17 protein-coding genes are annotated in these 25,720 nt (G+C 44.6%); 10 read left to right on the forward strand and 7 right to left on the reverse strand.

Annotation, left to right across the window (positions count from 1 at the left end; all coding sequences use genetic code 11):
- Positions 1 to 471: 471 nt before the first annotated feature.
- Together nadC and FNC98_RS02765 are read right to left on the reverse strand one after the other, a co-directional pair.
- Entirely contained in the window at positions 472 to 1,338 is an 867-nt protein-coding gene (gene nadC / locus FNC98_RS02760; RefSeq protein ID WP_143579828.1) for a carboxylating nicotinate-nucleotide diphosphorylase, read from the reverse strand.
- Positions 1,339 to 1,376: 38 nt separating this feature from the next.
- A complete protein-coding gene (locus FNC98_RS02765; protein ID WP_143579829.1) occupies positions 1,377 to 1,904 on the reverse strand; it encodes a TIGR02281 family clan AA aspartic protease in 528 nt (175 codons plus the stop codon).
- Between the two features lie 277 nt (positions 1,905 to 2,181).
- Between FNC98_RS02765 and ampD the strand changes: the two genes are divergently transcribed.
- From ampD to lpdA, 6 genes are all read left to right on the forward strand, one after another.
- Complete coding sequence (ampD, locus tag FNC98_RS02770; protein ID WP_143579830.1) at positions 2,182 to 2,769, forward strand: 1,6-anhydro-N-acetylmuramyl-L-alanine amidase AmpD; 588 nt, start codon at positions 2,182 to 2,184, stop codon at positions 2,767 to 2,769.
- Positions 2,770 to 3,065: 296 nt separating this feature from the next.
- A complete protein-coding gene (gene ampE / locus FNC98_RS02775; protein WP_143579831.1) occupies positions 3,066 to 3,911 on the forward strand; it encodes a beta-lactamase regulator AmpE in 846 nt (281 codons plus the stop codon).
- 1,455 nt (positions 3,912 to 5,366) lie between these two features.
- A complete protein-coding gene (gene pdhR / locus FNC98_RS02780; RefSeq protein WP_143579832.1) occupies positions 5,367 to 6,140 on the forward strand; it encodes a pyruvate dehydrogenase complex transcriptional repressor PdhR in 774 nt (257 codons plus the stop codon).
- Positions 6,141 to 6,273: 133 nt separating this feature from the next.
- Positions 6,274 to 8,946: a pyruvate dehydrogenase (acetyl-transferring), homodimeric type gene (gene aceE / locus FNC98_RS02785; RefSeq protein ID WP_143579833.1), complete on the forward strand. Its 2,673-nt coding sequence runs from the start codon at positions 6,274 to 6,276 to the stop codon at positions 8,944 to 8,946.
- A 21-nt stretch (positions 8,947 to 8,967) separates the two neighbouring features.
- Positions 8,968 to 10,653, forward strand: coding sequence for a dihydrolipoyllysine-residue acetyltransferase (aceF, locus tag FNC98_RS02790; RefSeq protein WP_143579834.1), 1,686 nt, complete (start codon positions 8,968 to 8,970; stop codon positions 10,651 to 10,653).
- A 286-nt stretch (positions 10,654 to 10,939) separates the two neighbouring features.
- Positions 10,940 to 12,370, forward strand: a complete 1,431-nt coding sequence (gene lpdA / locus FNC98_RS02795) for a dihydrolipoyl dehydrogenase (RefSeq protein WP_143579835.1) — start codon at positions 10,940 to 10,942, stop codon at positions 12,368 to 12,370.
- 148 nt (positions 12,371 to 12,518) lie between these two features.
- Here the strand turns inward: lpdA and FNC98_RS02800 are convergent, their stop codons facing one another.
- The 4 genes from FNC98_RS02800 to FNC98_RS02815 are packed head-to-tail and all read right to left on the reverse strand — an operon-like array spanning position 12,519 to position 16,565.
- Positions 12,519 to 13,559: a DUF2955 domain-containing protein gene (locus FNC98_RS02800; protein ID WP_185968041.1), complete on the reverse strand. Its 1,041-nt coding sequence runs from the start codon at positions 13,557 to 13,559 to the stop codon at positions 12,519 to 12,521.
- Positions 13,560 to 13,566: 7 nt separating this feature from the next.
- Positions 13,567 to 14,721 carry an HlyD family secretion protein gene (locus tag FNC98_RS02805; RefSeq protein ID WP_143579837.1) on the reverse strand — a complete coding sequence of 385 codons (1,155 nt, stop codon included), beginning with the start codon at positions 14,719 to 14,721 and terminating at the stop codon, positions 13,567 to 13,569.
- Between the two features lie 52 nt (positions 14,722 to 14,773).
- Entirely contained in the window at positions 14,774 to 15,886 is a 1,113-nt protein-coding gene (locus tag FNC98_RS02810; protein ID WP_143579838.1) for an AI-2E family transporter, read from the reverse strand.
- Positions 15,879 to 16,565 carry a potassium channel family protein gene (locus FNC98_RS02815; protein WP_260680420.1) on the reverse strand — a complete coding sequence of 229 codons (687 nt, stop codon included), beginning with the start codon at positions 16,563 to 16,565 and terminating at the stop codon, positions 15,879 to 15,881. Before FNC98_RS02815 ends, FNC98_RS02810 begins: the two co-directional genes overlap by 8 nt.
- Positions 16,566 to 16,849: 284 nt before the next feature.
- Between FNC98_RS02815 and acnB the strand changes: the two genes are divergently transcribed.
- Complete coding sequence (acnB, locus tag FNC98_RS02820; RefSeq protein WP_143579839.1) at positions 16,850 to 19,447, forward strand: bifunctional aconitate hydratase 2/2-methylisocitrate dehydratase; 2,598 nt, start codon at positions 16,850 to 16,852, stop codon at positions 19,445 to 19,447.
- Between the two features lie 455 nt (positions 19,448 to 19,902).
- On the opposite strand, the gene FNC98_RS02825 is transcribed toward acnB, so the two are convergent.
- On the reverse strand, positions 19,903 to 20,652 hold the full coding sequence (locus FNC98_RS02825; RefSeq protein WP_143579840.1) for a hypothetical protein: 750 nt from the start codon (positions 20,650 to 20,652) through the stop codon (positions 19,903 to 19,905).
- A gap of 106 nt (positions 20,653 to 20,758) precedes the next feature.
- Here FNC98_RS02825 and FNC98_RS02830 point away from each other — a divergent pair, with 106 nt between their 5' ends.
- The 3 genes from FNC98_RS02830 (at position 20,759) to FNC98_RS02840 (ending at position 25,687) form a co-directional block, all read left to right on the forward strand.
- The gene (locus tag FNC98_RS02830; protein ID WP_143579841.1) at positions 20,759 to 21,160 is read left to right on the forward strand and encodes a YacL family protein; all 402 of its coding nucleotides are present in this window, start codon (positions 20,759 to 20,761) and stop codon (positions 21,158 to 21,160) included.
- A 101-nt stretch (positions 21,161 to 21,261) separates the two neighbouring features.
- A complete protein-coding gene (locus FNC98_RS02835) occupies positions 21,262 to 22,545 on the forward strand; it encodes an efflux RND transporter periplasmic adaptor subunit (RefSeq protein WP_143579842.1) in 1,284 nt (427 codons plus the stop codon).
- Position 22,546: 1 nt separating this feature from the next.
- Complete coding sequence (locus tag FNC98_RS02840; RefSeq protein WP_143579843.1) at positions 22,547 to 25,687, forward strand: efflux RND transporter permease subunit; 3,141 nt, start codon at positions 22,547 to 22,549, stop codon at positions 25,685 to 25,687.
- Positions 25,688 to 25,720 lie beyond the last annotated feature (33 nt).

Raw genomic sequence — 25,720 nt, forward strand, 5'->3', positions numbered from 1 at the left:
TATGCTTCAAAATTAAATGGCTGTAAAACTTTTTTTAACAATAAATTAGCTTTTTTCCTTAAATACTGTTTATTTGCTGAAAAAATACACGTTTGTTAATCAGGGAAAATTCTTTCCTCCATAAAAAACAATGAATATTAATAGCTTAGGTAACATTTTTTAACATTTGATGAAACATTTATTGCACAAATATACAAACCTAAAATCGAGATGACAGCGCAGGACAAAGGGGCGCCGGAGACACTAATAGGGTGAGGACGCTGTCGTAGAGGATTTCATCGGTGAGGACTCCGTCGTAAAGGACTGCGTCGGGAAATACGTTGTCTAAGAGAGGCCTAGGGGAAATTAGGTTGGTTTGCTGTAAAAAGAGCTAACCCTGTTTTAAAGCGAACGCGATTTATCATGGCTAGCCTACTTGCCAAGATTTCTGCCGTCTGCCATCTGCAATCTGCCGTCTACTATGCGTTTTGTTTAAAAAAAACGCATAGAAAGGTCGACGGCTTTTATATGCTTAGTCAAAGCGCCTACTGAAATGAAATCGACACCGGCCTTGGCATATTGTTTCAACGTATCCAGAGTCATATTTCCCGACACTTCTAACTTCGCTCGACCTTTATTAATTGCTACGGCCTGTTCGATCATTTCGGTGGTGAAGTTATCGAGCATGATGATATCAGCACCAGCGTCGATACCTTCCTTAAGCTCATCGAGACTTTCTACTTCCACTTCTACGGTTTTTCCCGGGAAGTTATTTTTAGCAACCGCAATTGCCTGAGCGATGCCACCGCAGGCATTGACATGGTTTTCTTTAATTAGAAACGCATCAAACAATCCAATGCGATGATTATGACCACCGCCGCAGGTTACCGCGTACTTTTGCGCATTGCGCATACCGGGTATGGTTTTGCGGGTATCCAATAGACGAGTATTGGTATCTGCAATTTCTTTAACGTATTTTGAGGTAATGGTTGCTGTACCACTTAAAGATTGCAGAAAATTCAGCGCGGTTCGTTCCCCGGTAAGCAATAATCTGGCATTGCCTTTAATTTCACACAGGGTATTGTTTGCCTTAACAGCCTGGCCATCGTTAACAAACCAGGTAATTTCAGTATTCTCAATATTCGCCGCAGATTCATCGAGTTGACGAAATACCTCATTGACCCAAGCGACACCGGCAATTACGCAATCTTCACGACAGATTATGGTGGCAACGGCGCTATGCTGTTCCGGGATTAAACTTGCGGTAATATCGTTTTCAGCGTCAGGAGTACCGCCTAAATCCTCTGCTAATGCCAGTGTTACGCTCTGTTTGATTTCGTTTTCTAAGTGTTCCAGCATAAATTACCTGTGCTTTTAAATGTACTACTGTGTTGTCACTAATAGGTCTGTGGCACGGTTAGGTGAAGGTATTTGCCTTTTTGGCTAAATTCGAGTTGCTTCAATGCACTCATACCAAGCAGTATTTCCTGACCGCTCATGCCCGGGTTAATATTGGCGCGCACATTATAAAGGTTTATATCCCCGATACTCAACTCATCGATTACCGTTGCATACACCCGAACTGTGCCATTAGCCGTCTGAACCATATGACTTCCCTGACGTTGAAGTCCATATCTATCAGCGATTTCCTGAGGAATTGATACGCTCGTAGCTCCAGTGTCGAGCATAAACAATGCGTTTTCTCGATTGATGGTTCCGGCGGTAACATAATGGCCATAGCGGTTTCGCTCCAATACCACTTGCTTCGAACCACTTGCGGAAATTCTGTTTTCAGGATTTTGATTAGGGTTATAGTCGGCATCTAATTTTGTCTGAAAGAACCACACCAATAGAAGTAGTCCAATAATCCAGGCTAACCAAATCATCACTTTGCCGATTTTCTTGGTATCATCCTGTTGCTGCATATCACTCTCTCAATTGGTGGTTTAAAAAAAACGATACTACTGAAAATATTTTCTGTCATCAGTAATCGTACAACCGCTATAGAAACTTCCTCAACAGCATCAATAATACTGAATTTAAGAACATAATCCGTTTTCTTACACTATATATAGGGACAGAAATTTTCATCTCAATCGTTCATCTCATGCGCCTGCATCTGAGAAAACGCCATTTCAGTTGCACTAGAACTAAACAATAAGTATGGTGCGGGTATCCATAATCTGTGATTCCACTGTATTTATGCCTGAATCTTACCAAATTGCTGATGGATTACTGGTTGATTTATCATCCTCTTCCGCAGCTTCACCTAACCAGACGTTTCGCCTGTGTGCCTCATCTTTTTGTGACGAACGCGAGAGCGATGATATCAGCTTGTTGGTGATTCATAATATTTCCCTGCCGCCAGGTCAGTTTGGCGGCAACTATATTGATCAGTTATTTACCGGCTGCTTGAATCCGGATGAACACGAATATTTTCAGGAAATTTACCAATTGCGGGTGTCAGCTCATTGCCTGATTAAACGAACCGGTGAGATCGTGCAATATGTTCCTTTTGATAAACGCGCCTGGCACGCCGGGGTTTCATCGTTTAAAGGCCGTGATAAATGTAATGATTTTTCTATTGGTATTGAATTGGAAGGGTGCGATGATATTCCTTATACACAAGAGCAATACCAGGCCCTTGCCAATCTGACAAAAGCGATTCAAAAACAATACCCTGAGATTCTAAATGAACACATTACCGGCCATTGTGATATCGCCCCTGGAAGAAAAACCGATCCTGGCGATAGTTTCGACTGGCAATATTATTTGTCCCTCCTTAGGTGAACAAAGATTGTAACTGGTATGAAGTTACAATTGTTTCTGGTAATCCTGACAATCTACTTGTAGAATTTTTGTTAATACCATTTACGATTTGATGCGGAACATTCAACCAATATCGAAAACAGTAAGATGCTAATTCAATTAGTGAATTTGCGTGTTTAACAATTAGGCACAGAAATTTTCGGATTACTCTTATTCGTCCATACTTAAAATGTCCAACAGACGCTTTGAATGGATCCCATTTCAATCTTGATTGTTATGTGAAAAAAGATACCAATAAAATATCAGTAGGTTTTTCAATGACTTTAATTAGCTTGCTAATTGCTCTGGCTGCAGAGCGAATTTTACTCTCCAAATACTGGCAATTTAACTTTTACTTTGGCCAGTACGTTGGCTTTGCCCGAGGCTTTGTCTCCAAAGGAGAAATTAGCAAGAACGTGTTAAATATCACCGTTTTCGCGCTCCTTCCCGTCGCTATTCTTTCAATCATTCTTTGGTTATTCGATAACAGCCTGATTCAATTCGTATTAGTTACCCTGATATTAATCGTTTGTGTCGGCAGCCAGAGAATTCGAGACAGTTACAAAAACTACTTGAATGCGGCAATGCGAGGCGATCAAACTGCGGTAGCATTGCATCAGGACGAATTACAACAGGGGCAGAAATTTGAAGGTGAGAGTTTTGGGCAAACGCTTGTCTGGATGAATTATCAATACTACATGGCGTTAATGCTGGTCTTTATATTTTTTGGTATTTTAGGCGTAGTCTTCTATCGAATCCTGGTAGCCGTAGCCAATCACAGCGGTGAAGTAGACGGCGAAAGTTTCCTGCCAGACACTGCCTCAGAGAACGCTCAGAAAATATTATTCTACCTTGATATCATTCCAAGCCGAGCCGTTGCCTTTGGTTACATGCTGGTAGGTCACTTCTCTAAAGCATCGACGCTGTGGCTGGAAGGGATGCTTAACTTTAAACAAAGCCCTCGCCAGTATTTATGTGAAGTCGCTGAAATCGCTGAAGACTATCAAATCGATGATGAAGATTGCACAGCCGAACCATGCTTGCTGGTCAGGTTGGCCAAACGAAATGTCCTGTTGTTGTTAGCAGCGACGGCGTTTATGACGATAGCCGGAGTGGCGAACTAGCCGAAAACGCGAACTGGCCGAAAGCGCGAACTGGCCGAAAGCGCGAACTGGCCGAAAGCGCGAACTGGCCGAAAGCGCAAACTCTTCGCGTTTTCGGAGGTGGAGTAGCAAACAAAGTTTGCTAAGGTGGAGTACGAAAGCTAGTTTCGTAAGGTGGAGTATGAAACAGAGTTTCATATGGTGGATTGCGAAATTGGATTTCGCAGGGTGGAAGTGGTAGTCCTCTCCGCGACCTGCAATCTGTGTTTTACGTCAGCTTCGCGTAAGTGGAAATCTTTTCTCAAACCCTTTGGCTTAGATACCCTGTCGTAGCAGGGTATGACGAAACCAAGAGCCAATTTGGCAATTGGGGGTATCAAAGGCTATCTAATTCGAAGGTGGAAGTGGTAATGCCCTCCGCGACCTGCAATCTGTGTTTTAGGTCAGCTTCGCGCAAGTGGAAATCTTTTCTCAAACCCTTTGGCTTAGATACCCTGTCGTAGCAGGGTATGACGAAACCAAGAGCTAATTTGGCAATTGGGGGGTATCAAAGGCTATCTAATTCGAAGGTGGAAGAGGAAGGTGGAAGGGGTAATGCACTCCACGACCTGCAATCTAACTTTTACGTCAGCTTCGCGCAAGTGGCGCTCTTCTCTCTAACCTTTTGACTAAGGTACCTTGACGTAGCAAGGTATGGCCAAATCAAAAGGCTGACTTATTGGCTAGGTGTATTAAAAGCTATCTAATTCGAAGGTGGAAGAGGAAGGTGGACTGCGAAATTGGATTGCGGAGGGTGGAAGTGGTAATGCCCTCCGCGATCTGAAGCCAAACCTTTTCTACACCTCAGCGTAAGTGTAGGCAACTGCCGCTAGCGCAACAATTAACGCAAAAACTTTGTCATCCCGGTGTCGACCGGGATCTCTACCTTTTGCTATCGCCAGTCGCAAGGTTCTGAATTTTGCTTCTCAGGAACTAATACCAATCCCATTAAAACTCACCCACAGGGAGTTAGTGAGAGGCCCATTTACTGCCCTATATATCATTAATATAGAATGACTAAATCAATAAAATCTATGTTGTAACTGAACCTCGGCCCTAACTCTGAGTTGTGCACAAACTTAGTGGGATTGGTATAAGTGTTTGAAGCTGATTTGCCAGAGTGCTAGAAATCGCGTTTGCTTTGCCCTGTCTAAGTCTATTCTCCCTACGAGGCACGAAAACTGAAATCCTAAACCTTCCTCCATTGTGACCTGAAACCCCTCTTTATATTGGTCTGACCAATGACTTCAGAGTGGAATATTTAGCAAAAATTATTGCCTGTCTAGTCCTCAATTTTTCGACAAAATTTTACATCAAAGAGATCTCGTGTTATGTTTTACCCTATATTTACCTAAATTGGTAAGACCATTTTACCATTAGTTTCCCGGTGATTGGGCGGCATTAGTAAGCTAAAAAAGACAGTATGAGGCGATAACCATGGCTTTTAAAAAGGTACAACAGGCAAAGATATCCGATGTCATTGTTGAACATCTCGAAGCTATGATCCTCGAGGGTAGTCTTAAAGCCGGACAAAAATTGCCCCCTGAACGGGAATTGGCGGAGCAGTTTCAGGTTTCCAGACCATCTTTACGCGAGGCGATTCAAAAACTGGAAAGTAAAGAACTGGTATATCGTCGCCAGGGTGGCGGCACTTTTGTTAATGAACAGCTTTTGAGCGGCATGGGTGATCCCATGTTTGATTTGTTGGCAAAAAAGGGCGAATCGCAATATGACTTGCTTGAATTTCGTCATGGTATCCAGGGGATGGCTGCATATTACGCAGCGATGCGCGGTACTAAAACGGATTTTGCCAATATCCAGCAAAAGTATGACGCCATGACCGATGCGCAAATTGAAAACACCGCGATTAGTGAAAATTTTCATGGTGAAGCGGTTGCCGTATTTGAGTTTTATCTGGCAATTTGCAACGCCTCTCACAATGCGGTGCTATTGCATTTGTCACGCTCAATGTCGACGTTATTGATTGATAATATTGAGAAAAACTTACAGGTGCTGGCAAAAAGGCCAGAAGTACCGGGCAAAATTGCCGAATACCGTAAACGCCTGTTAGAAGCCATTTTAAGTGGCGAACCGAATAAAGCATGGGGAGCCAGTCACAAAAATCTGGCTTACATCGAAGAAGTATTACTAAAACTTGGTGAAGAAAACAGCCGGGTTAAACGTTCTTTGAGACGATTACAAACCAGATAGAACACTGGTTTCACTCAAATTCTCAAAGACTTAATTTTTCATGGTGAAACTAAAGACAGTTGCTGATTTTCAACTATCTTTAATACAAAAAATTTCGCCGTATTTTTTTATAATTTGGAGTTAGAACATCGTTATGTCTGAGATCCTCAACCACGATATCGATCCGCAAGAAACACAAGAATGGCTAGAGTCCATGGAAGCGGTGCTGGAGCAGGAAGGTCCTGAACGCGCCCATCAATTACTGGAAACCCTGATTGACCGAGCGCGCCGTGGCGGTACTCACTTACCATTTGATGCCACAACTGCTTATGTAAACACTATCCCTGCGGGTCAGGAACCAAACATGCCTGGTGATTTGACCATCGAAGCACGCATTCGCGCAGCAATTCGCTGGAATGCTTTGGTATTGGTATTACGAGCGTCTAAGAAAGACCTGGAGCTTGGCGGTCATATCGGTTCGTTCGCATCTTCAGCAATGTTGTACGATGTAGGTTTTAACCACTTTTTCAAAGCGGCAACGGAAAAAGACGGCGGCGACTTTATTTTTGCTCAGGGTCACATCTCTCCGGGCATCTATTCACGCGCATTTGTCGAAGGTCGTTTAACCGAAGAGCAAATGAATAATTTCCGTCAGGAAGTAGACGGCAATGGCTTATCCTCATACCCGCATCCGCACTTAATGCCGGACTTCTGGCAGTTCCCAACGGTTTCCATGGGCTTAGGTCCATTACAGGCCATTTATACGGCTCGTTTCCTTAAATATCTGACCGACCGTGGTATTAAAGATTGTTCCGGTCAGCGCGTATATTGTTTCCTGGGTGACGGTGAAACCGATGAGCCAGAATCATTAGGTGCTATAGGCCTGGCTTCTCGTGAAGGCTTAGACAACCTTACTTTCATAATCAACTGTAACCTGCAACGTCTTGATGGTCCGGTTCGTGGTAACGGCAAAATCATCCAGGAACTTGAAGGTACTTTCCGCGGTGCTGGCTGGGAAGTTGTTAAAGTTATCTGGGGTTCGTATTGGGATGCTTTATTAGCTCGTGATACCTCAGGTAAGCTGTTGCAGTTAATGAATGAAACAGTTGATGGTGAATATCAGAACTGTAAAGCCAAAGGCGGCAAATACACCCGCGAAAACTTCTTTAACAAATATCCAGAAACGGCAGCGCTTGTTGCCAATATGTCCGATGAAGATATTTATCGTTTGAATCGTGGTGGACACGATCCGGTTAAAGTCTATTCGGCTTATAAGAAAGCGATGGAAACCAAAGGCCGTCCAACGGTTATCTTGGCAAAAACCGTTAAAGGTTTTGGTCTGGGCGCTTCTGGTGAAGCACTGAATATTGCTCACAACGTCAAGAAAATGGATATTGAATCGGTTAAACAATATCGTGATCGTTTTAACATTCCGGTTAGCGACGAAGATATTGCCGACTTACCATATTTTAAATTCCCGGAAGATTCCGCGGAATACAAATACATGCAAGAGCGCCGTGCGGCTTTAGGTGGCGCATTACCAGCTCGTTTAGAACAAGCTGAAGAAACCTTAGAAATACCTAAGTTAAGTATTTTTGATGCTATCTTGAAAGGCTCAAATGGTCGCGAAATTTCATCTACCATGACGTTTGTTCGTGTCTTGAATAGCCTACTTAAAGATAAGAAAATTGGTAAGCGAATCGTGCCAATCATCCCCGATGAAGCACGTACCTTCGGTATGGAAGGTCTGTTCCGTCAGGTAGGTATCTATGCCCATGAAGGGCAAAAATACGTACCTCAGGATGCCGACCAGGTTGCTTATTATCGTGAAGATAAAAAAGGTCAGGTTTTACAGGAAGGTATTAACGAACTAGGCGCGATGGCGTCATGGGTTGCATCAGGCACCTCTTATTCCACTTGTAATACCACAACCATTCCATTTTACATCTATTACTCGATGTTCGGTTTCCAACGCGTTGGCGATTTAGCCTGGGCTGCAGGTGATAGCCAGGCGCGAGGCTTCTTGCTAGGTGCAACTGCAGGAAGAACAACCCTAAATGGTGAAGGTTTACAACACCAGGATGGTCACTCACACGTACAGGCAAACCTGATCCCTAATTGTGTCACCTATGATCCTACCTATGGTTACGAAGTGGCGGTCATCGTGCGTGAAGGTTTACGTCGTATGTATGAAGAAAATGAAAATATTTTCTATTACCTGACTCTGATGAATGAAAACTATGAGCACCCGGCTATTCCTGAAGGTGCAGAAGAAGGCATCATCAAAGGGATCTATAAGCTAGATACGGTTAAGCCGGGCAAAAAAGCGAAAGCCAATGTTCAGCTCATGGGCTCTGGTACTATCTTGATTCAGGTGCGCGAGGCAGCTCGTATTCTTGCCGAAGATTTTGGTATCTCTTCTGATGTTTATTCTGTGACCTCTTACAATGAATTGGCTCGAGAAGGTCAGGAAGCGGCGCGTTTCAACATGTTGCACCCAGAAGCTGAACCTAAAGTTCCATATATCTCTTCAGTGATCACTAAAGATGCAGGCCCTGCAATTTCTGCAACTGATTATGTGAAAGCCTATTCTGACCAGTTACGTGCATTTATCGATACCGATTATCGCGTGCTTGGTACTGACGGTTTCGGTCGTTCGGATAGCCGTGCAAATTTACGTCGTCATTTTGAAGTTGACCACAATTACATTGTTGTTGCCTCGTTATACGAGTTAGCGCAACGCGGTGACATTGAAATGAGTATTGTAAGCAAAGCGATTGCTGATTTTGGTATCAACACCGATAAAATTAACCCGCTTTACGCATAATTGACTAGTAAGGAAATATAGATGTCAGATATACAAGAAATTCTAGTCCCTGATGTAGGCGGCGATGAAGTTGAAGTCATTGAGCTTTGTGTTGCCGTTGGCGATAGCGTCGAAGCCGAGGATGCACTTGTTAGTGTTGAAACCGACAAAGCGTCTATGGACATCCCAGCTCCAATGGCGGGTGTTATCAAAGAGATTAAGGTAGATGTTGGCGCCAAGATTTCTGAAGGCGATTTAATCGTGTTAATGGAATCAACATCAGCTTCTGCTAGCGAGGAAAGCGCGCCAGCGCCTGTCGCTGAAGCAGCGCCCGAAGCGCCATCAGAGCCCGTAGCCAGTGCACCGGCTTCTGAGCCGGAGACTGCTCCGGCAGCAGCTAGTAAAGCGTCAGCAGTTATCGATGTTCATGTGCCTGATATTGGTGAAGATGGCGAAGTCGATGTTATTGAAGTGCTTGTCAGCCCAGGCGATGAGATTGAAGCGGAAGATGGCCTGATCACCCTGGAGACGGATAAAGCCACAATGGATGTGCCTGCACCTGAAGCGGGTAAAGTGGTTGCAGTTAAAGTTTCTGCAGGTGATAAAGTTAGTGAAGGCTCACTGATAATCACCTTGCAAACGGCTGGCAGTGCTGAGGCACCAGCTGCTCCCGCTACGTCTGCGCCAGAACCTGCGCCGGCCGTGAAAGAGCAAACCGTTGTTGCTGCACCTGCGGAAAAACCGCAAAAAGCGGCGCCGGTACCGCACCACCCAAGTGCGGGCCAATTACAAAGTAAAGGCAACATTTATGCATCCCCTTCAATTCGCCGTTTAGCCCGTGAATTCGGTGTTGATTTAACCCTGGTTAAAGGGTCGGGTAACAAAGGTCGTATTTTAAAAGAAGACGTTCAGTCGTATGTTAAATATGAGCTATCTCGTCCGAAAGCGACAGCAAGCAGCAGTGTTACTGGTGGTGCTGGTGGTCTTCAGGTTATCGCACAACCGAAAGTTGACTTCAGTAAGTTCGGTGAAGTGGAAGAGGTTGCGTTAACCCGTATCCAGAAAATCTCTGGCCCGAATCTGCATCGTAACTGGGTAACCATTCCTCATGTTACTCAATTTGACGAAGCCGATATCACTGATGTTGAAGCTTTCCGTAAAGAGCAAAACGTAATTGCTGAGAAACAGCAACTAGGTTTTAAAATTACGCCATTGGTATTTATCATGAAAGCCGCGGCCAGTGCGTTAAAAGCCTATCCGGTATTTAACTCAAGTTTGAGTGAATCAGGCGAAAGCTTGATTATGAAAAAATACGTACACATTGGTGTTGCCGTAGATACACCGAACGGTCTTGTCGTTCCAGTTGTTCGCGATGTCGATCAAAAAGGCATTCATGAGCTTTCCAAAGAACTATTAGAAATTTCTAAGAAGGCTCGTGATGGCAAACTTACCGCAAAAGACATGCAAGGTTCCTGTTTCACCATATCCAGCCTTGGCGGAATTGGTGGTACTGCGTTTACGCCAATCGTTAACGCGCCTGACGTTGCTATCTTAGGGGTTTCAAAATCAGAAATGAAACCTAAGTGGAATGGTAAAGACTTCGATCCTCGTCTGATGTTGCCTCTGTCATTGTCCTACGACCATCGAGTTATTGATGGCGCCGTAGCGGCACGGTTCAGCGTACATCTTTCGTCGGTAATGTCTGATATCCGTCAACTAATCTTGTAATCATCGATTGCAAATTTCCCGGCTCCGTACAGAAAATGGTTACGGTGCTGGGATAACAGCGTCATAGATAGTATTTATTACCAATATTTGCCACTAATGTTGGCGAAAATTTGTTACACAAGGTACACTTGGCGCGCCAAATTATTGTGTTTGGTTTTATGTTGTAAAGTTTCTAAGGAAAATTACAAATATCAAACGAAGCACGTTAAAAAATTAATAAATTAAGCATCCCATTTGCTGTTATAAACAGCCCACAATGGGCTGATATTCAAAATTTGAGGTTAACATGAGTAACGATATTAAAACTCAAGTCGTTGTTTTAGGTTCTGGACCTGGTGGTTATTCCGCAGCTTTCCGTGCGGCTGATTTAGGTTTAGACGTAGTATTAATCGAGCGCTATTCATCTTTGGGTGGTGTATGTCTTAACGTAGGTTGTATCCCTTCTAAAGCATTACTTCATGTTGCCAAGGTTATTGATGACGCCAAAGAAATGGCTGGTCACGGGGTTACCTTTGGCGAGCCACAAATTGATCTTGATAAAATCCGCAGCTGGAAAGAAAAAGTTGTTGGTCAGTTAACGGGTGGTCTTGCTGGTATGGCCAAGCAACGTAAAGTTACTGTCGTTAATGGTTACGGTAAATTCACCGGTCCTAACAGCATCGCCGTAGAAGGTGACAAGGGTACGACAACGGTTAACTTTGATAATGCCATTATCGCTGCCGGTTCTTCTGTTGTTAACCTTCCGTTTATCCCTACTGACGATCCTCGTGTACTAGATTCTACTGGCGCACTTGAGCTAGAAGACGTACCAGGTGAAATGCTGGTTCTTGGTGGTGGTATCATCGGTCTGGAAATGGGTACTGTGTACAGCACTCTTGGTGCAAACGTATCTGTTGTTGAATTTGCTGACCAGCTAGTTCCAGCAGCTGATGCAGACATCATGAAGATTTACACTAAGTACGTGAAAAACCGTTTCAACCTGATGTTATCCACTAAAGTGGTTGCCGTTGATGCCAAAGACGATGGCTTATACGTAACGTTCGAAGGTAAGAACGCACCTGAAGGTCAGGTTCGTTACGACAAGATCTTAGTTGCTGTTGGTCGTAAGCCGAATGGTCATATGATCGATGCTGATAAAGCTGGCGTTAATGTTGATGAGCGTGGTTTCATTAACGTGACTAACGAATTACGTACTAACGTAAATCACATCTTCGCTATCGGTGATGTTGTTGGCCAGCCAATGCTTGCTCACAAAGCCGTTCATGAAGGTCATGTTGCTGCTGAAGTTATCTCTGGTAAGAAGCACGTATTTGAACCTCGTTGTATTCCTTCTATCGCTTATACAGATCCTGAAATTGCATGGGTTGGTGTTACTGAGCGTGAAGCGAAAGAACAAGGCTTGAACTTTGAAGTGGCTAACTTCCCTTGGGCGGCATCCGGTCGCGCAATCGCTTCAGCTCGTACCGAAGGCAAAACTAAACTTATCTTTGATAAAGAAAGTGGTCGTGTTCTGGGTGGTGCGATCATCGGTATCAACGCTGGTGAAATGCTAGGGGAAATCGGTTTAGCTGTAGAAATGGGCGCCGATGCGGAAGACGTAGGATTAACTATCCACGCTCACCCAACGTTGAACGAGTCTATCGGTATGGCAGCGGAAATCTTCGAAGGTTCCATCACTGACTTACCAAACGCAAAAGCGGTTAAGAAAAAGAAATAACGTTTCTTATTGTTCTAATAAAAAGCCGGCGCCATGCGCCGGTTTTTTTTTAATAAGAAAAGAGGGCAGACTGCAGACAGCGGCCAAAAGAACCTAGACTTGAATACTATCTGTTGGCTTACCAATGCACTGAAAAATGCCATCTTTGTTACGGGGCGCTGGTTTGAATTTTGTCTAAGTATGGGCGAGTCAGCATAGTCGCAAAGATGATATAACCACAAGCCATCGCAACCTGAATGATACGGGTATAAAACTTTTCATCGGCATCAGCATTTCCAAGAGTCGCCGAAGAGACAAGAATAATCACCGTTGTCATTCCCATCGCGTATAAGGGAGCAAGTGGCCGCTCGGAAAATATCAATTTCCCAAAAAATAAAAACAACAATAAAAATAACAAAATCAGAAAGCTGTATTGTGGCACCATGACTAACGTCGCATACATCAGCATCGCAAAGATACCACCGATGGTATTTCCTACTAACAGGGCTTTAGCTCCTTGAATTCCAACCAGTAAATCTGGTTTTTGGGCGAGAATCGCGACAAATACCAATACCAGAATGGCATTGCTTAAATCCATAAGCAGAAACATGGAAAGTACCGGCATGATGATAATGGTCGACAAAAAGGCTAATTGTAATCGTGTTTGTTTTGGTAGGTTACGCTCTGCCTGCGCCGCTTTTTGCGCATTCACATAACTGGTTCCGGGTTTGTCGGGAATGATCTCATGGGCCATCATGGTAATCATTAGCGCCATTAAGCAGGAAAAAATAAACCCATAGGTTACTTCAATCACTACCGCTTGATGTAACAAAGCCAATAACGGAATAATGGTAAAGCCAATCAACAACATCGTGATAACAAATTCGTTGCCGCCGCTATGACTCCAGTAAGACAGCCAGAAAATCAATATCAGGGTAACCAGCATAAACACCACAGGGAAGGGCAGTAGGAATCGGGTAACTAAAATACCAGATGAAAAGGCGACGACGACAATCAGAAAAATGTTGCCCAGAGTTTTAAAGGGAACTTTGGGTTTGTCGGTGGCTAAAAATTTTGAAGCCAGCACCGGGCAGAGAAATGCCAGTGGCCAATTAAAACCAAAAGCAATGGCAATAGCAGCGCCGAGGCCGACAACCAGGCGTATGGTACGAATGGTGTTTACCGGTTGCGACTCTAGATAAGAAAACATCAGCTTTCTAGTAAACATAAGACATGAAGCTGACCAGGCGCATGTAGAGTTTGCCGATGCTATTAAGGACAAAATTATCACCGGTATAGGTGATGACATCAGCCTGGCCACCTTCTCTGAGGTAACCTCTTACTCCTTCATCTTTAAAAGATATAACAACGATGAACCGCTGTGGGTCGCGCATCCAGCCCTTAGGTTTTTCCGGGGTTGATAGTTCGCCAGGCTGAGTTTTATCAAAGCTCACGCCATAACCAACGGACTTTACCTGACCTTTAAACACTTTGCCTGGGGCGGAATCCAAAGCTATATCAACTTCATCACCTTCTTTGATGTTTCCCAGGTTATTTTCCCGATAAGAAGCTTCAATCCAGGCAATTTCTGTAGAAATGAAGGTCATTATCTTTGCCCCGGCAGCAGCATAATAACCCACGTTTACCTTGGCATAGGAAACGACGCCATCATTGGGAGCGACAACTTTGGTGCGTTGTAAATCGAGACGAGCATCAGATAACTGGGTTAACGCGGTTTGGATTGCCGGATTATCCTGGCCGGTAGCTCCGAGTTGTTGCTTGGCCTGTTCGTAGGCGGCCTGGGCATTAGCGATTTCTAACTCCGCTTGGGTCACCGTACCCCGAGTTTCATCCGCCTGTGCGGTTGAAATAATTCCCTGTTTTTCCAATGCAAAAATACGATCGGCATTTTCCTGAATGGTTTTTAAGTTAGCTTTGGCTTTTTCCAGAATCGCCAGTGCTGAATCTACATTTGCCGTACTAGCGCCAACATCTTGCCCAGCCTGCTCCAGGGCGGCTTCGGCTTTTTCAACAGCGAGTTCATAATCTCTGGGGTCAATCTCAAACAGTACTTCGCCTTTTTCAACCGGCTTGTCACCACCGACATGAATACGGGAAATTCGTCCGGAAACCTCTGGCACGATAGGAATGACAAATCCCCGTACCCTGGCTTGATCGGTAATTGGTGTTAATCTGTCTCCAGCCACGTACCAGATAAAGTACAGCGCCGCGATGACCAGAATGATACGGGTCAGGCGATTAGCAAGATCCGGTTTCTGCTTTTCTGAGCTTTCAGATTTTGCAGTGTCTGCTAATTCTTTATCAGCATCTTCATGTTGCTGTGGCTCTATACTGTGTTCGTCATTTGTCATCGATTGTTCGCTGTTTAGGTTTGCCTATTGGCAGAATGAGCAACTGCATACCTTAATCGGAATAGGGTTTTTCAATTTGGACCGTAGAATGTTGCAACCAGTACATGGTTAGCTTGTAACCCAGAGCTAATACCACCGCACCTACAAACAGACCTATGATCCCCGATAACAGCATGCCACCAATCGCACCCAACAGAATCACTAACATCGGAATATCAATGCCGCGGCCAAGTAACATGGGTTTTAAAATGGCGTCACTGAAACTTACTAATAACGCCCAAATCAGGAAAATCGTGGCTGGTGTTGTTGTCGTAATCGAAAAGTAATAAGCAGCGATAGGGCCAAGTACCAACAACGGCGGCAACTGCACGATAGCCAGAATTAACACCAACAATGCCCACACTCCGGCACCAGGAATGCCAGCGATAAACATACCGATACCAGCCAGCAAAGCCTGGATTACGGCGATACCAAGGATCCCTTGCGCAACCGAGCGAATCGTGGCGACCGAGTCCTGAATTGCCGCTTCGCCGTTCTCCGACATGATTCGGTTAAACACCAGGCGGCTGCCATAAAGACATTTTTCGTGGTTCACTAGCATCACCGCAGCAATCAGCAGTGAGACGATGAACTGCAGCACCGTCGCGCCAATGCCAGCAATTGCACTAAATAAGGTTTCTGTGAGTGTTTTGAAGGCCTCTGAATGTTCAATGACAAAGGCTTCAAAGTTGGTCGAAGCATGCGCCCATATCTGATAAACCTTTCCGCCGATAATTGGCCAGGATTTAACGGCCTCTGTCGGCTGAGGGACTGAGAAAGTTCCTTCTTTAATACTGTCAGAAACTGCTTGTGCGCTGTCTATGGTGGATGCTGAGATATTGATTGTGGGAACGACTAACAGTGCTAAACCCAGAATTGCGATGATAAATGCTGCCAGCTTAGGGCTATTACCGAGAGCATTACTGATTTTGGCAAAAAACGGGTACAGGGCGATGGCGATAATGCCCCCCCACAATATTAGCATTATGAAAGGGCGCAGAATCGCACTGCACCAAATAAGCACAATGAAAATAGCAGCAAGCTTAATTGCGGTATCAATCATTCTGCGCGTAAAAAGCAGATCTTGTAGCGATAGTTCTGATTGTTTGTTTTTCGGCTCAGTCATTGTTTGCCTCGTTGTGGTGGGGGGTGCTCGTCATCCGCGCACCAACTAAACTTGCGACCATGATTGCCAGGTAAAACTGACCAAAGATGGCTTCCATATAAACCAGAAATTTGGTCATGGGTATTGATGGAGATATGTCGCCGAAACCTAAGGTAGTTATGGTGACAAAAGAGAAGTACATGAAATCAGGTAACAATTGATACCATTGTAACTTGGCGCTAACGCCGTTGAATGCATTACCCGCATACAATTGTGCCAGGGTGTACAGAATCGCCCAGATCATTGCCATCATCATGTAAAGGCAAATAGAGCCAAGAATTTTGTTCCAGGTAATTGCCCCGGTAAACAATACTTGCGAAGCCGTTTTACGAGCGGTGATCAGGAAAAATATAAGGAGTAGAAATAAATGCAGATGCAATCTGTCTAAACTTTCGAGGAAATAGCTGGCCACGGATATGACGATGATAGCGATGGGAAAAATAATACCGCGACGAACCAGATAGTTTTTATCATGCACGCCCCAGACTGCGACCAGCAAGGTTACAACCGTGGCTGACTGCATTAAACGCTGCATTGGACCTTCAAAGAACTGCTGTGCCAATGCCATACCAGCCAGCAGTAAAATTAAGGCGATAATTAAGTAGATAAAATTATCCTGATGAGAAATTTTCTTATTCAAATCAGATGCCTGAAGTTAACCAAAACACCATCTATTAAAACTAGTCTAAAACTGCGTTAAATCCCAATTTATAAGGCGCTAAGTGGTTACTTTTGCGAAACTTTGTTATTGGAAATGGATGTTGCAACGTTGTTATATGTATAAATTAAATTTATAGCGGATATAATTTAAAGTTTTTGAAATGCGGTTCAGTTTAAAGGCCAATTCACGTATAATGCCGCCAGCTTAAAAGCCCCTGAAGACTTCGGGGGTATTCCAGTATTTACTGAAGAGAGGAAAGCACTGTGCTTCAAGATTATCGTAAACACGTTGAAGAGCGTGCCGCTGAAGGCATCGTTCCTAAACCACTTGATGCGGAACAAGTTTCCCAGCTTGTAGAACTAATTAAAAACCCACCTGCCGGTGAAGAAGCGTTTCTTCTTGACCTAATTACTAATCGAGTACCACCGGGCGTTGATGACGCTGCCTATGTAAAAGCTGCATTCCTTGCTGCTGTTGCCAAAGGCGAAGCAAGCTCTCCAATTGTTGATGCTGCAAAAGCAACTGAATTACTCGGTACTATGCTAGGTGGATATAACATCCAGCCAATGATTGACCTGCTTGACGATGCTGCAAATGCTGACATTGCGGCTCAAGGCCTATCAAAAACCTTGCTAATGTTCGATGCGTTTTATGACGTAAAAGAAAAAGCAGAAGCCGGTAATGCGCCAGCTCAGAAAGTGATGGAATCATGGGCGAACGCTGAATGGTTCTTAAACAAGCCAGCCGTTGCTGAGAAAATCACCGTTAAAGTATTTAAAGTGACTGGTGAGACAAACACCGATGACTTATCTCCGGCACCTGATGCATGGTCGCGTCCGGATATCCCTCTGCACGCAAAAGCGATGCTGAAAATTGGCCGCGATGGTATCAATCCTGATGACGACGGTACGGTTGGTCCTATCAAGCAAATCGAAGAACTTCAACAAGACGGTATTCAGTTAGCGTATGTTGGTGACGTAGTAGGTACAGGTTCTTCACGTAAGTCGGCAACCAACTCTGTGCTTTGGTTCATGGGTGAAGATATCCCTCACGTTCCAAACAAGCGTGGTGGTGGTGTATGTCTTGGCGGTAAAATCGCACCTATCTTCTACAACACCATGGAAGACTCTGGTGCATTGCCAATTGAATTAGACGTTCAGAAAATGCACATGGGCGATGTAATCGATATCTTCCCATACGAAGGTGTGGTTAAGCGTTCTGGTACTGATGAAGTTATCTCTACCTTCGAACTAAGCCCGGTACTTCTTGATGAAGTTCGTGCTGGCGGCCGTATCCCGCTAATCATCGGTCGTGGTCTTACTGGCCGTGCCCGTGAAGCGTTAGGTTTAGGTGAAACTGACTTATTCGCAAAACCAGTCGATGTTGCCGAATCTAGCAAAGGTTACACCTTAGCTCAGAAGATGGTTGGTAAAGCATGTGGTGTTGAAGGTGTTCGTGCCGGTCAATACTGCGAGCCGAAAATGACTACCGTTGGTTCACAGGATACCACTGGCCCTATGACCCGTGACGAGCTAAAAGACTTAGCATGTCTTGGTTTCTCTGCCGATTTAACCATGCAGTCATTCTGTCACACATCTGCGTATCCAAAACCAGTTGACGTACAAACTCACCACACCCTTCCTGATTTCATCATGAACCGTGGCGGTGTATCTCTTCGTCCTGGTGACGGTGTAATCCACTCGTGGTTAAACCGCATGTTGTTACCAGACACTGTTGGTACTGGTGGTGACTCTCACACTCGTTTCCCTCTCGGTATTTCATTCCCGGCGGGTTCTGGTTTGGTCGCTTTTGCAGCGGCAACCGGTGTTATGCCTCTTGATATGCCTGAGTCAGTATTGGTTCGTTTTAAAGGCGAAATGAAGCCGGGTATTACCTTACGTGACTTAGTACATGCGATTCCTTACTACGGCATCAAAAACGGTCTGTTGACGGTTGAAAAAGCCGGTAAGATCAATGAATTCTCTGGCCGCGTTCTGGAGATTGAAGGTCTAAAAGGTCTGACCGTTGAGCAGGCATTTGAATTATCTGATGCATCTGCTGAGCGTTCAGCTGCAGGTTGTACTATCAAGCTTGAAGAAGAAGCGGTAGCTGAGTACCTGGAATCTAACATCGTTATGCTTAAGTGGATGATCAGCGAAGGCTACGGTGATGTTCGCACTATCGAGCGTCGTATCAATGCTATGCAGGAATGGTTGGACAATCCATCATTAATGGAAGCTGACAGCGATGCCGAGTATGCCCACGTACTTGAAATTGATTTAAGTGAAATCAACGAGCCAATCGTTTGTTGTCCAAATGACCCAGATGACGCTAAGTTGCTTTCTGACGTTGCTGGCGACAAGGTAGACGAAGTATTCATCGGTTCTTGTATGACTAACATCGGTCACTTCCGTGCCGCAGGTAAGTTGCTTGAAAACTTCGGTGGCGTATTGAACACCCGTATGTGGGTTGCTCCACCAACGAAGATGGACCGCGACCAGTTAACCGAAGAAGGTTACTACTCAACTTACGGCAAGGCTGGCGTTCGTATCGAAACTCCGGGTTGTTCACTATGTATGGGTAACCAGGCGCGTGTTGCTGAGAAGTCTACGGTACTATCTACTTCAACCCGTAACTTCCCGAACCGTCTTGGTAATGGTGCTAACGTTTATCTGACTTCTGCAGAACTTGCAGCTGTTGGTGCTATCGTTGGTCGTTTGCCTACCGTTGATGAGTACATGGAATACGCCAAGTTGATTGATGCAACGGCTGCGGATACCTATCGCTATCTGAACTTCCACAAAATGGATAGCTATACCAGCAAAGCCAAAGAAGTGGTTATTGCTCAAAACGTAGCATAACCAGCAGAGGTATCGGTGCAATCCGATAGCTCAAGGTACAAAGTGCGCAGAATTCAGAGTTCAGTGTTTATGCTAGATTCTGGATGCTGCGCATTTTTCCTTTTAAGTTTAATAAAACTCAACTCTGCCGTCTGTAGTCTGCCGTCTGTAGTATGATAAATAAACGCAATTAACGTTTATTTATCGCCTTTTAGCGACCCCTTCCATAAATTCACGAAAATACTTGTCTTTGCTGCTTTCCCCGCAGGCACTGACCGAGGCTGTTTTACCAAATTCATCATTGATAAAGCTTATACCAATCACACTAAGTTTGTGCACAACTCAGAGTTAGGGCAGAGGTTCATTTACAACATAGATTTTATTGATATAGTCATTCTATATTAATGAAATATAGGGTCGTAAATGGGCCTCTCACTAACTCCCTACGGGTGAGTTTTAAAGGCGTTTATCCCGCGTTACTGATTTTGACAATGGAATAACCATTCCCTGCAATCAAAGCCTTGTCTAAAAGCCTTTAAATTCTCACTGAGTGAGCAATAATTTAATGTGATTGGTATTAAATCCGTTTCCTGATAACAATAGCCATCTCTTTTCTCAATGGTTTCATTACCGACAATCATGGTTCTTTCGCGGCGAATTTGTTCAGTGCTTTTGCGAACAATACTTTCTGGTACAGGTTCAGGTAATTCCTGAAATACCGAATAACCGTATTGACCCTTATTTGTTGGCGCAGACAACTCTCGATCTTTGCTGGCGTTTTGCTCTTGCAGCCCCTTAAACGGGTTGAATGTGGTTTTGGGCTTGTCTGCCGTTTGGATAACAGCGGACGATGACCGGCTCTCCTGATTCGAAGTCAGCGCTTTAGGCATTGATTGTTGTCGTTGTTCGTTTACATCCGATGGCAATGGCAGTGTTTCTTTGATTTCAGTATTTGTAGCGATAGTTTTCGCTTCTTCGGGAGAAGGGCTTTCGACTATAGCCTTGGTTTCTGGTTTAGCTATTGGTTTGGTTTCTGCAACATCAACTTGTTTAATTTCTGGCTGATATAAATAACTTTCAATTTTTTGGGGCGCATCGGGAAGCAGGTCTTTATCGATGATGGTTGCCGGTTTTGGTAACAGAAACAGCAAAACGATGACGTGCAAACACACCGCTGTCGTAAGCGGTAAAGCATAAGCTCTGTATGTATCCGTTTGTATTTTCATCTGTGTGCAGATCGTATTCCAGCAAATTCTCTGTTCAGACTATTAGTGACCAGAAAAGTTCTCGGTTAAACTATAGGAAGCATTTTTCATAAATATTAGATCGGTTATGGAGTACGAATTTAATCGCGACTTTATTGACGGTAGCCCAAAGGCAAAATTTTCATTTGGTCACGAAACTGTTGGTTTCTGGTTAGAGCAGGAAATTGGCCGCAATGTCAGTAAGTTGTCAGTAGTTCGCGAGCAATTGCAACAAATTATTAATGACGGCTATGGGCAATTGCAAATACCGGGCAAGGAATTTAGTTTAGAGGCGGATATTCAGGATGTGACGATAACCGCTAATGATGGTTTCGCTGATGCAACAAATCCTTCGGTAGATGAAGAGCCTGATGACGGGGCTGAACAACCCGATGATGAATTTGAACAGGACCAAAGCTTTTCGTTCGCCCAGTGTGGTTTAGAAGATTTTGCTGATATGTTAGATTCGTGGCTTGAGTTTTTAAACTAGAAGCGGATCCATCCTTGATAAAAGTGCGTATAATAGCCGCATAAGAGGATGTCATTTAAGACATTGAATGCGCGCAGAAAACTAGAAAATTTGAGAACTTTATGAGTAGTTTTAATAACGACTTTGAACAGCAATACACGCAAAGCAAACCGAAACGTTCGGTGATGGTTTATTTGGCTCCTGTAATGATTATCGTCCTTGGCTTTGTTGGCTGCAGCGGTTTGTCTGCCCTGGCGCAAAAACCCGAGAAAAAGCCAAGCCAGGTGCAATTACCCGTGGTAGACGTGGCCCAATTGCAAAAACGTGATGTTACTTTCACGATTAGCAGTCAAGGCACAGTCATGCCCCACACCGAAACCTCTCTTATTTCCGAAGTTGCCGGACAAATCACCTTTGTTGCTAACAAAATGCGTGTTGGTGGCTTTTTCCAAAAAGGTGAAGTGTTGATGGAAATTGATCCTATCACCTACAAGGTCGGGGTTCTCGAAGCGCAATCACGTTTAGATGCTGCAAAGGCCACATTGGTGGAAGAAAAAGCCCGGGCTGATCAAGCCGAAGATGAGTGGGAATTGACCGGTAAGCCATTATCTTCGGCACCGGTTTTGGCCCTTCGTTTACCGCAGTTACAGCGTGCCCAGGCCGATGTCGAAGCTGCTGCAGCGGATTTACAGGAAGCTCAATTAAAGCTGAAACGTACCAAAATAATCGCTCCATACGACGCACTTGTGAAAGCCAAGTACGTTGATATTGGCCAGTATGTGGGAACCGGTACCCAATTAGTTGATACCTTCGCGGTAGATTACGCGGAAGTTCGCTTGCCCGTTAAGCAACAGGATATTGGCTTTATCAAGCTACCGAAAGTGAATCAGGAAGGCGATGAAACCAATACTGTGGTTATCTCTTCTCAACAGGGTTTAAGAACATTGCAGTGGGATTCGTTTATTTCCCGCTATGAAGGTGTTGTTAATGACCGTTCTCGTGTGCACTACCTGGTTGCTAAAATTAACGACCCTTATAATTTGTTAACCGAAGACCGCGATGCCGAATTGCGGATGGGAATGTTCGTAAGAGCCTCAATTAAAGGCAAAACTTATCCAGATATTACCGCAATACCAAGAAGCGCTATCCGTGGTGCCGGCCAGGTTCACTTAATCGACAAAGATAACAAGCTGAAAATCATCACCGTTGATGTCCTGCGCTCCGATAAAGATTACGCCTATGTGCGCGGCGAACTCGTCGATGGTAGTCGCGTTATCACTACGCGTCTGGAAATGCCAATTCAGGGCATGGAATTGCGTGTTAACAGCGAAGAGCCTGATAAAACCGAAGCGACGGAAGCAGAAGTTGCCATTGCTAAACAATCCAGTTCACGGGTAGAACAATAATATGCAGCCGGTCGATGAGAAATTAACCGGGATTATTGCCTGGTTCACTCGCAACAGTGTTGCTGCCAACTTGTTAATGGTGTTTATCCTGGTGATGGGAGTTTATTCCTATTTCACCATTACCAAGAAAATGTTCCCGGAATTTACCACCAATAGTATCCAGGTTAGTGTGGTGCATCCTGGTGCGGCGCCGGAAGATGTCGAACAATCGGTGGTGATTAAAATCGAAGATGTGCTGGAGAATATTAAAGGAATCAAGCGCATCACCTCGCAATCCCGAGAAGGTTTTGGTTCCGTCACCATAGAGATTAAAAATGGTTTCTCGTTGTCTGAAAAGCTGGATGAAATCCAGATGCAGATTAACACCATCCGAACCTTTCCTGATCAGATCGAACGTCCTTTAGTTGTCAAACAAGAATTTGAAGCCGATGTACTCTGGGTATCTGTCTATGGAGATATGGAGCGCCGTACCAGGCAGGAATTAGCCCAGACAATTCGTGATGAGATCATGTTACTACCGGAAGTGAATATTGCTTCAGTGGTAGGTAATCGCGATTATGAGATTAGCGTTGAGGTTTCAGAACTGACCCTGATTGAATACGGTCTGACGTTTGATCAAATCAGTCAGGCGATTCGCAGTTCTTCCCTGGATTTACCCGGGGGAACCATCAAATCTGCCGGCGGGTATATCCAGTTACGGACTGAGGGCCAGGCTTATACCGGCGAGGAATATGGAAATCTGGTACTAAGAACCGATCCCGATGGTACCCGGTTGTTGTTAAAAGATGTGGCGACCATCAGAGACGAATTTGTTGAAGGAGAGGGGTTTGCCAGGTTTGATGGTAAGCCTGCATCGAACATCCGCATTAAATCTACCGCTGATCAAAATGACCTGGCAATTGCCGAGGCAGTAAGAAAGTTTGTAGCCGACAAACGCGAAACCCTTCCTGAAGGCGTGTATCTTGATGTTTACGGAGATAGTTCATTTTACCTGTCTGAACGTTTGAGCATGATGTTAAACAACCTGTTGCTTGGTGCGCTTCTGGTTTTTATTGTTCTGACTTTGTTCTTGAGAATTCGCGTAGCGTTCTGGGTAATGGTAGGTATTCCTATCTGTTTCCTCGGCGCCTTTATGTTTATGCCTTTGCTAGGCGAATACTCAGTAACGGTGAACTTACTCAGTTTGTTTGCCTTTATCATGGTGCTCGGGATTGTCGTTGATGATGCGATTGTCATCGGTGAAAGCGTCTATTCTGAAATCCAAACCAGCGGCCACTCTCAAAACAGTGTTATTCGTGGTGCCCATCGCGTTGCAATGCCGGCCACCTTTGGTGTACTAACTACCATTGCTGCTTTCTTGCCGATGATCTTTATCGATGTCGGCGCTGCAGCGTTTTTCAGGGCAATCGCCGTGGTCGTTGCCTTGTGTTTGATTTTCTCGATCATCGAATCGAAATGGATATTGCCAGCGCATTTGGCCCATATTAAATACAAAGAAATTGATCCTGAGAATGCCCATGTTATCCATCGTATGCAATTGTGGTTCAAAAACTGGCTCGATAAGTTTATTAAAAACAGCTACAAAAATACCCTTGAGCTAGCCCTGCGTAATCGCTACAACACCCTTGCCACGTTTATCGCCATTCTGTTTGTTTCGATTGGCCTCGTTGCCGGGTCGTTGGTGAAAGTTGAGGTATTCCCGAATGTTCCAAGTGATTTTATTCAGGGGCAAATTACCATGGTCGACGGCACACCGCCGGAGCAGCGTAATCGTGCAATAGACGCGGTAATCGATGCCGCTTATCGCACTGCCGGGAAACATAGTGATGAAGGTCAGTCATTTATCGATCACAGCATGGTCTGGACCCAGGGCGATCTTGGCGGTGGCATGTTCTTGGAATTGAACAAACCAGAATTTCGCGAGTTGAGTTCCTTTGAAATTGAGAAGCTCTGGCGCGAAGAAGTCGGCGATCTGCCGGGGGTGCGTGAATTACGTCTGTTTGCCGGCACCAACGCTGGTGGTGGTTCTGCACTGGAATTTCAGCTAACCGGTAAAAATGACGATGAACTTGAACTTGCGGCTTTGCAACTGCAGACACAGTTATCTGAATACGACGGTGTCTACGATATCCGTAACTCCTTTAGTCGTGGCCAGGAAGAAATCAAGTTAAAGATAAAGCCAGCTGCAGAAGCTCTGGGCTTAACCTTAACGGATCTTGCCCGGCAGACTCGCCAGGCGTTTTATGGTGAAGAAGCGCAACGGATTCAGCGTGGCCGTGATGAGTTAAAAGTGATGGTTCGTTATCCGGAAGATGAGCGTCGTTCTCTGGCTGATTTGGAAAACATGTGGGTTCGCACACCTAGCGGTGACGAAGTACCATTTTTCCAGGTAGCTGATATCGAGCTTGGCCAAGGGTTCTCGCAAATTACCCGCATCAATCAAAAGCGTTCAATTACCATCGCTGCGGAAATTGACTCTGCCAAAGTAGAATCGAGAAAAATTATCGAAGATGTGAATAACGAGATTATTCCTGCGATTTTAAGCAAGTACCCAAGTGTCAAATACGGTATGGAAGGTGCAGGTAAAGAGCAGCAGGACTTGTTGGTGCAATTGGCGATCGCAACCATGACATCGCTATTCCTGATTTACGGTCTAATTGCAATCCCCACCAAATCTTATATTCAGCCATTGATCATAATGTCGGTAATACCTTTTGGTATTATCGGTGCCATCTTTGGCCATATGGTACTTGGTAAAACTATTAACATGATGTCGATGTTTGGATTTATTGCGTTATCCGGGGTTGTCGTTAACGACAGTTTGATTCTGGTCGACTTTATCAATAAAGCGAAAAATCAGGGCATGCGGTTATTTGATGTCGTCGTGAATGCCGGCATGCAACGTTTTCGCGCGATCTTATTAACGTCATTGACCACCTTCTTTGGTGTATTGCCGATTTATCTTGAGACTAGCCTACAGGCGCAGTTCATCATTCCAATGGCCATATCTCTGGGTTTCGGTATCTTATTTGCGACCGTGATAACTCTGTTCCTGATCCCTGCGTTATATTTGATTAAAGAAGACATCCAGAACATCCGATTATTCGGGCGAAGTGCGGCAAAACAATTGGAAAACCAGTAAGAGTGACGGACGGTACGAAACAATGAAAATAGT

Source organism: Thalassotalea sp. PS06, assembly GCF_007197775.1.
Lineage (GTDB): Bacteria > Pseudomonadota > Gammaproteobacteria > Enterobacterales > Alteromonadaceae > Thalassotalea_A.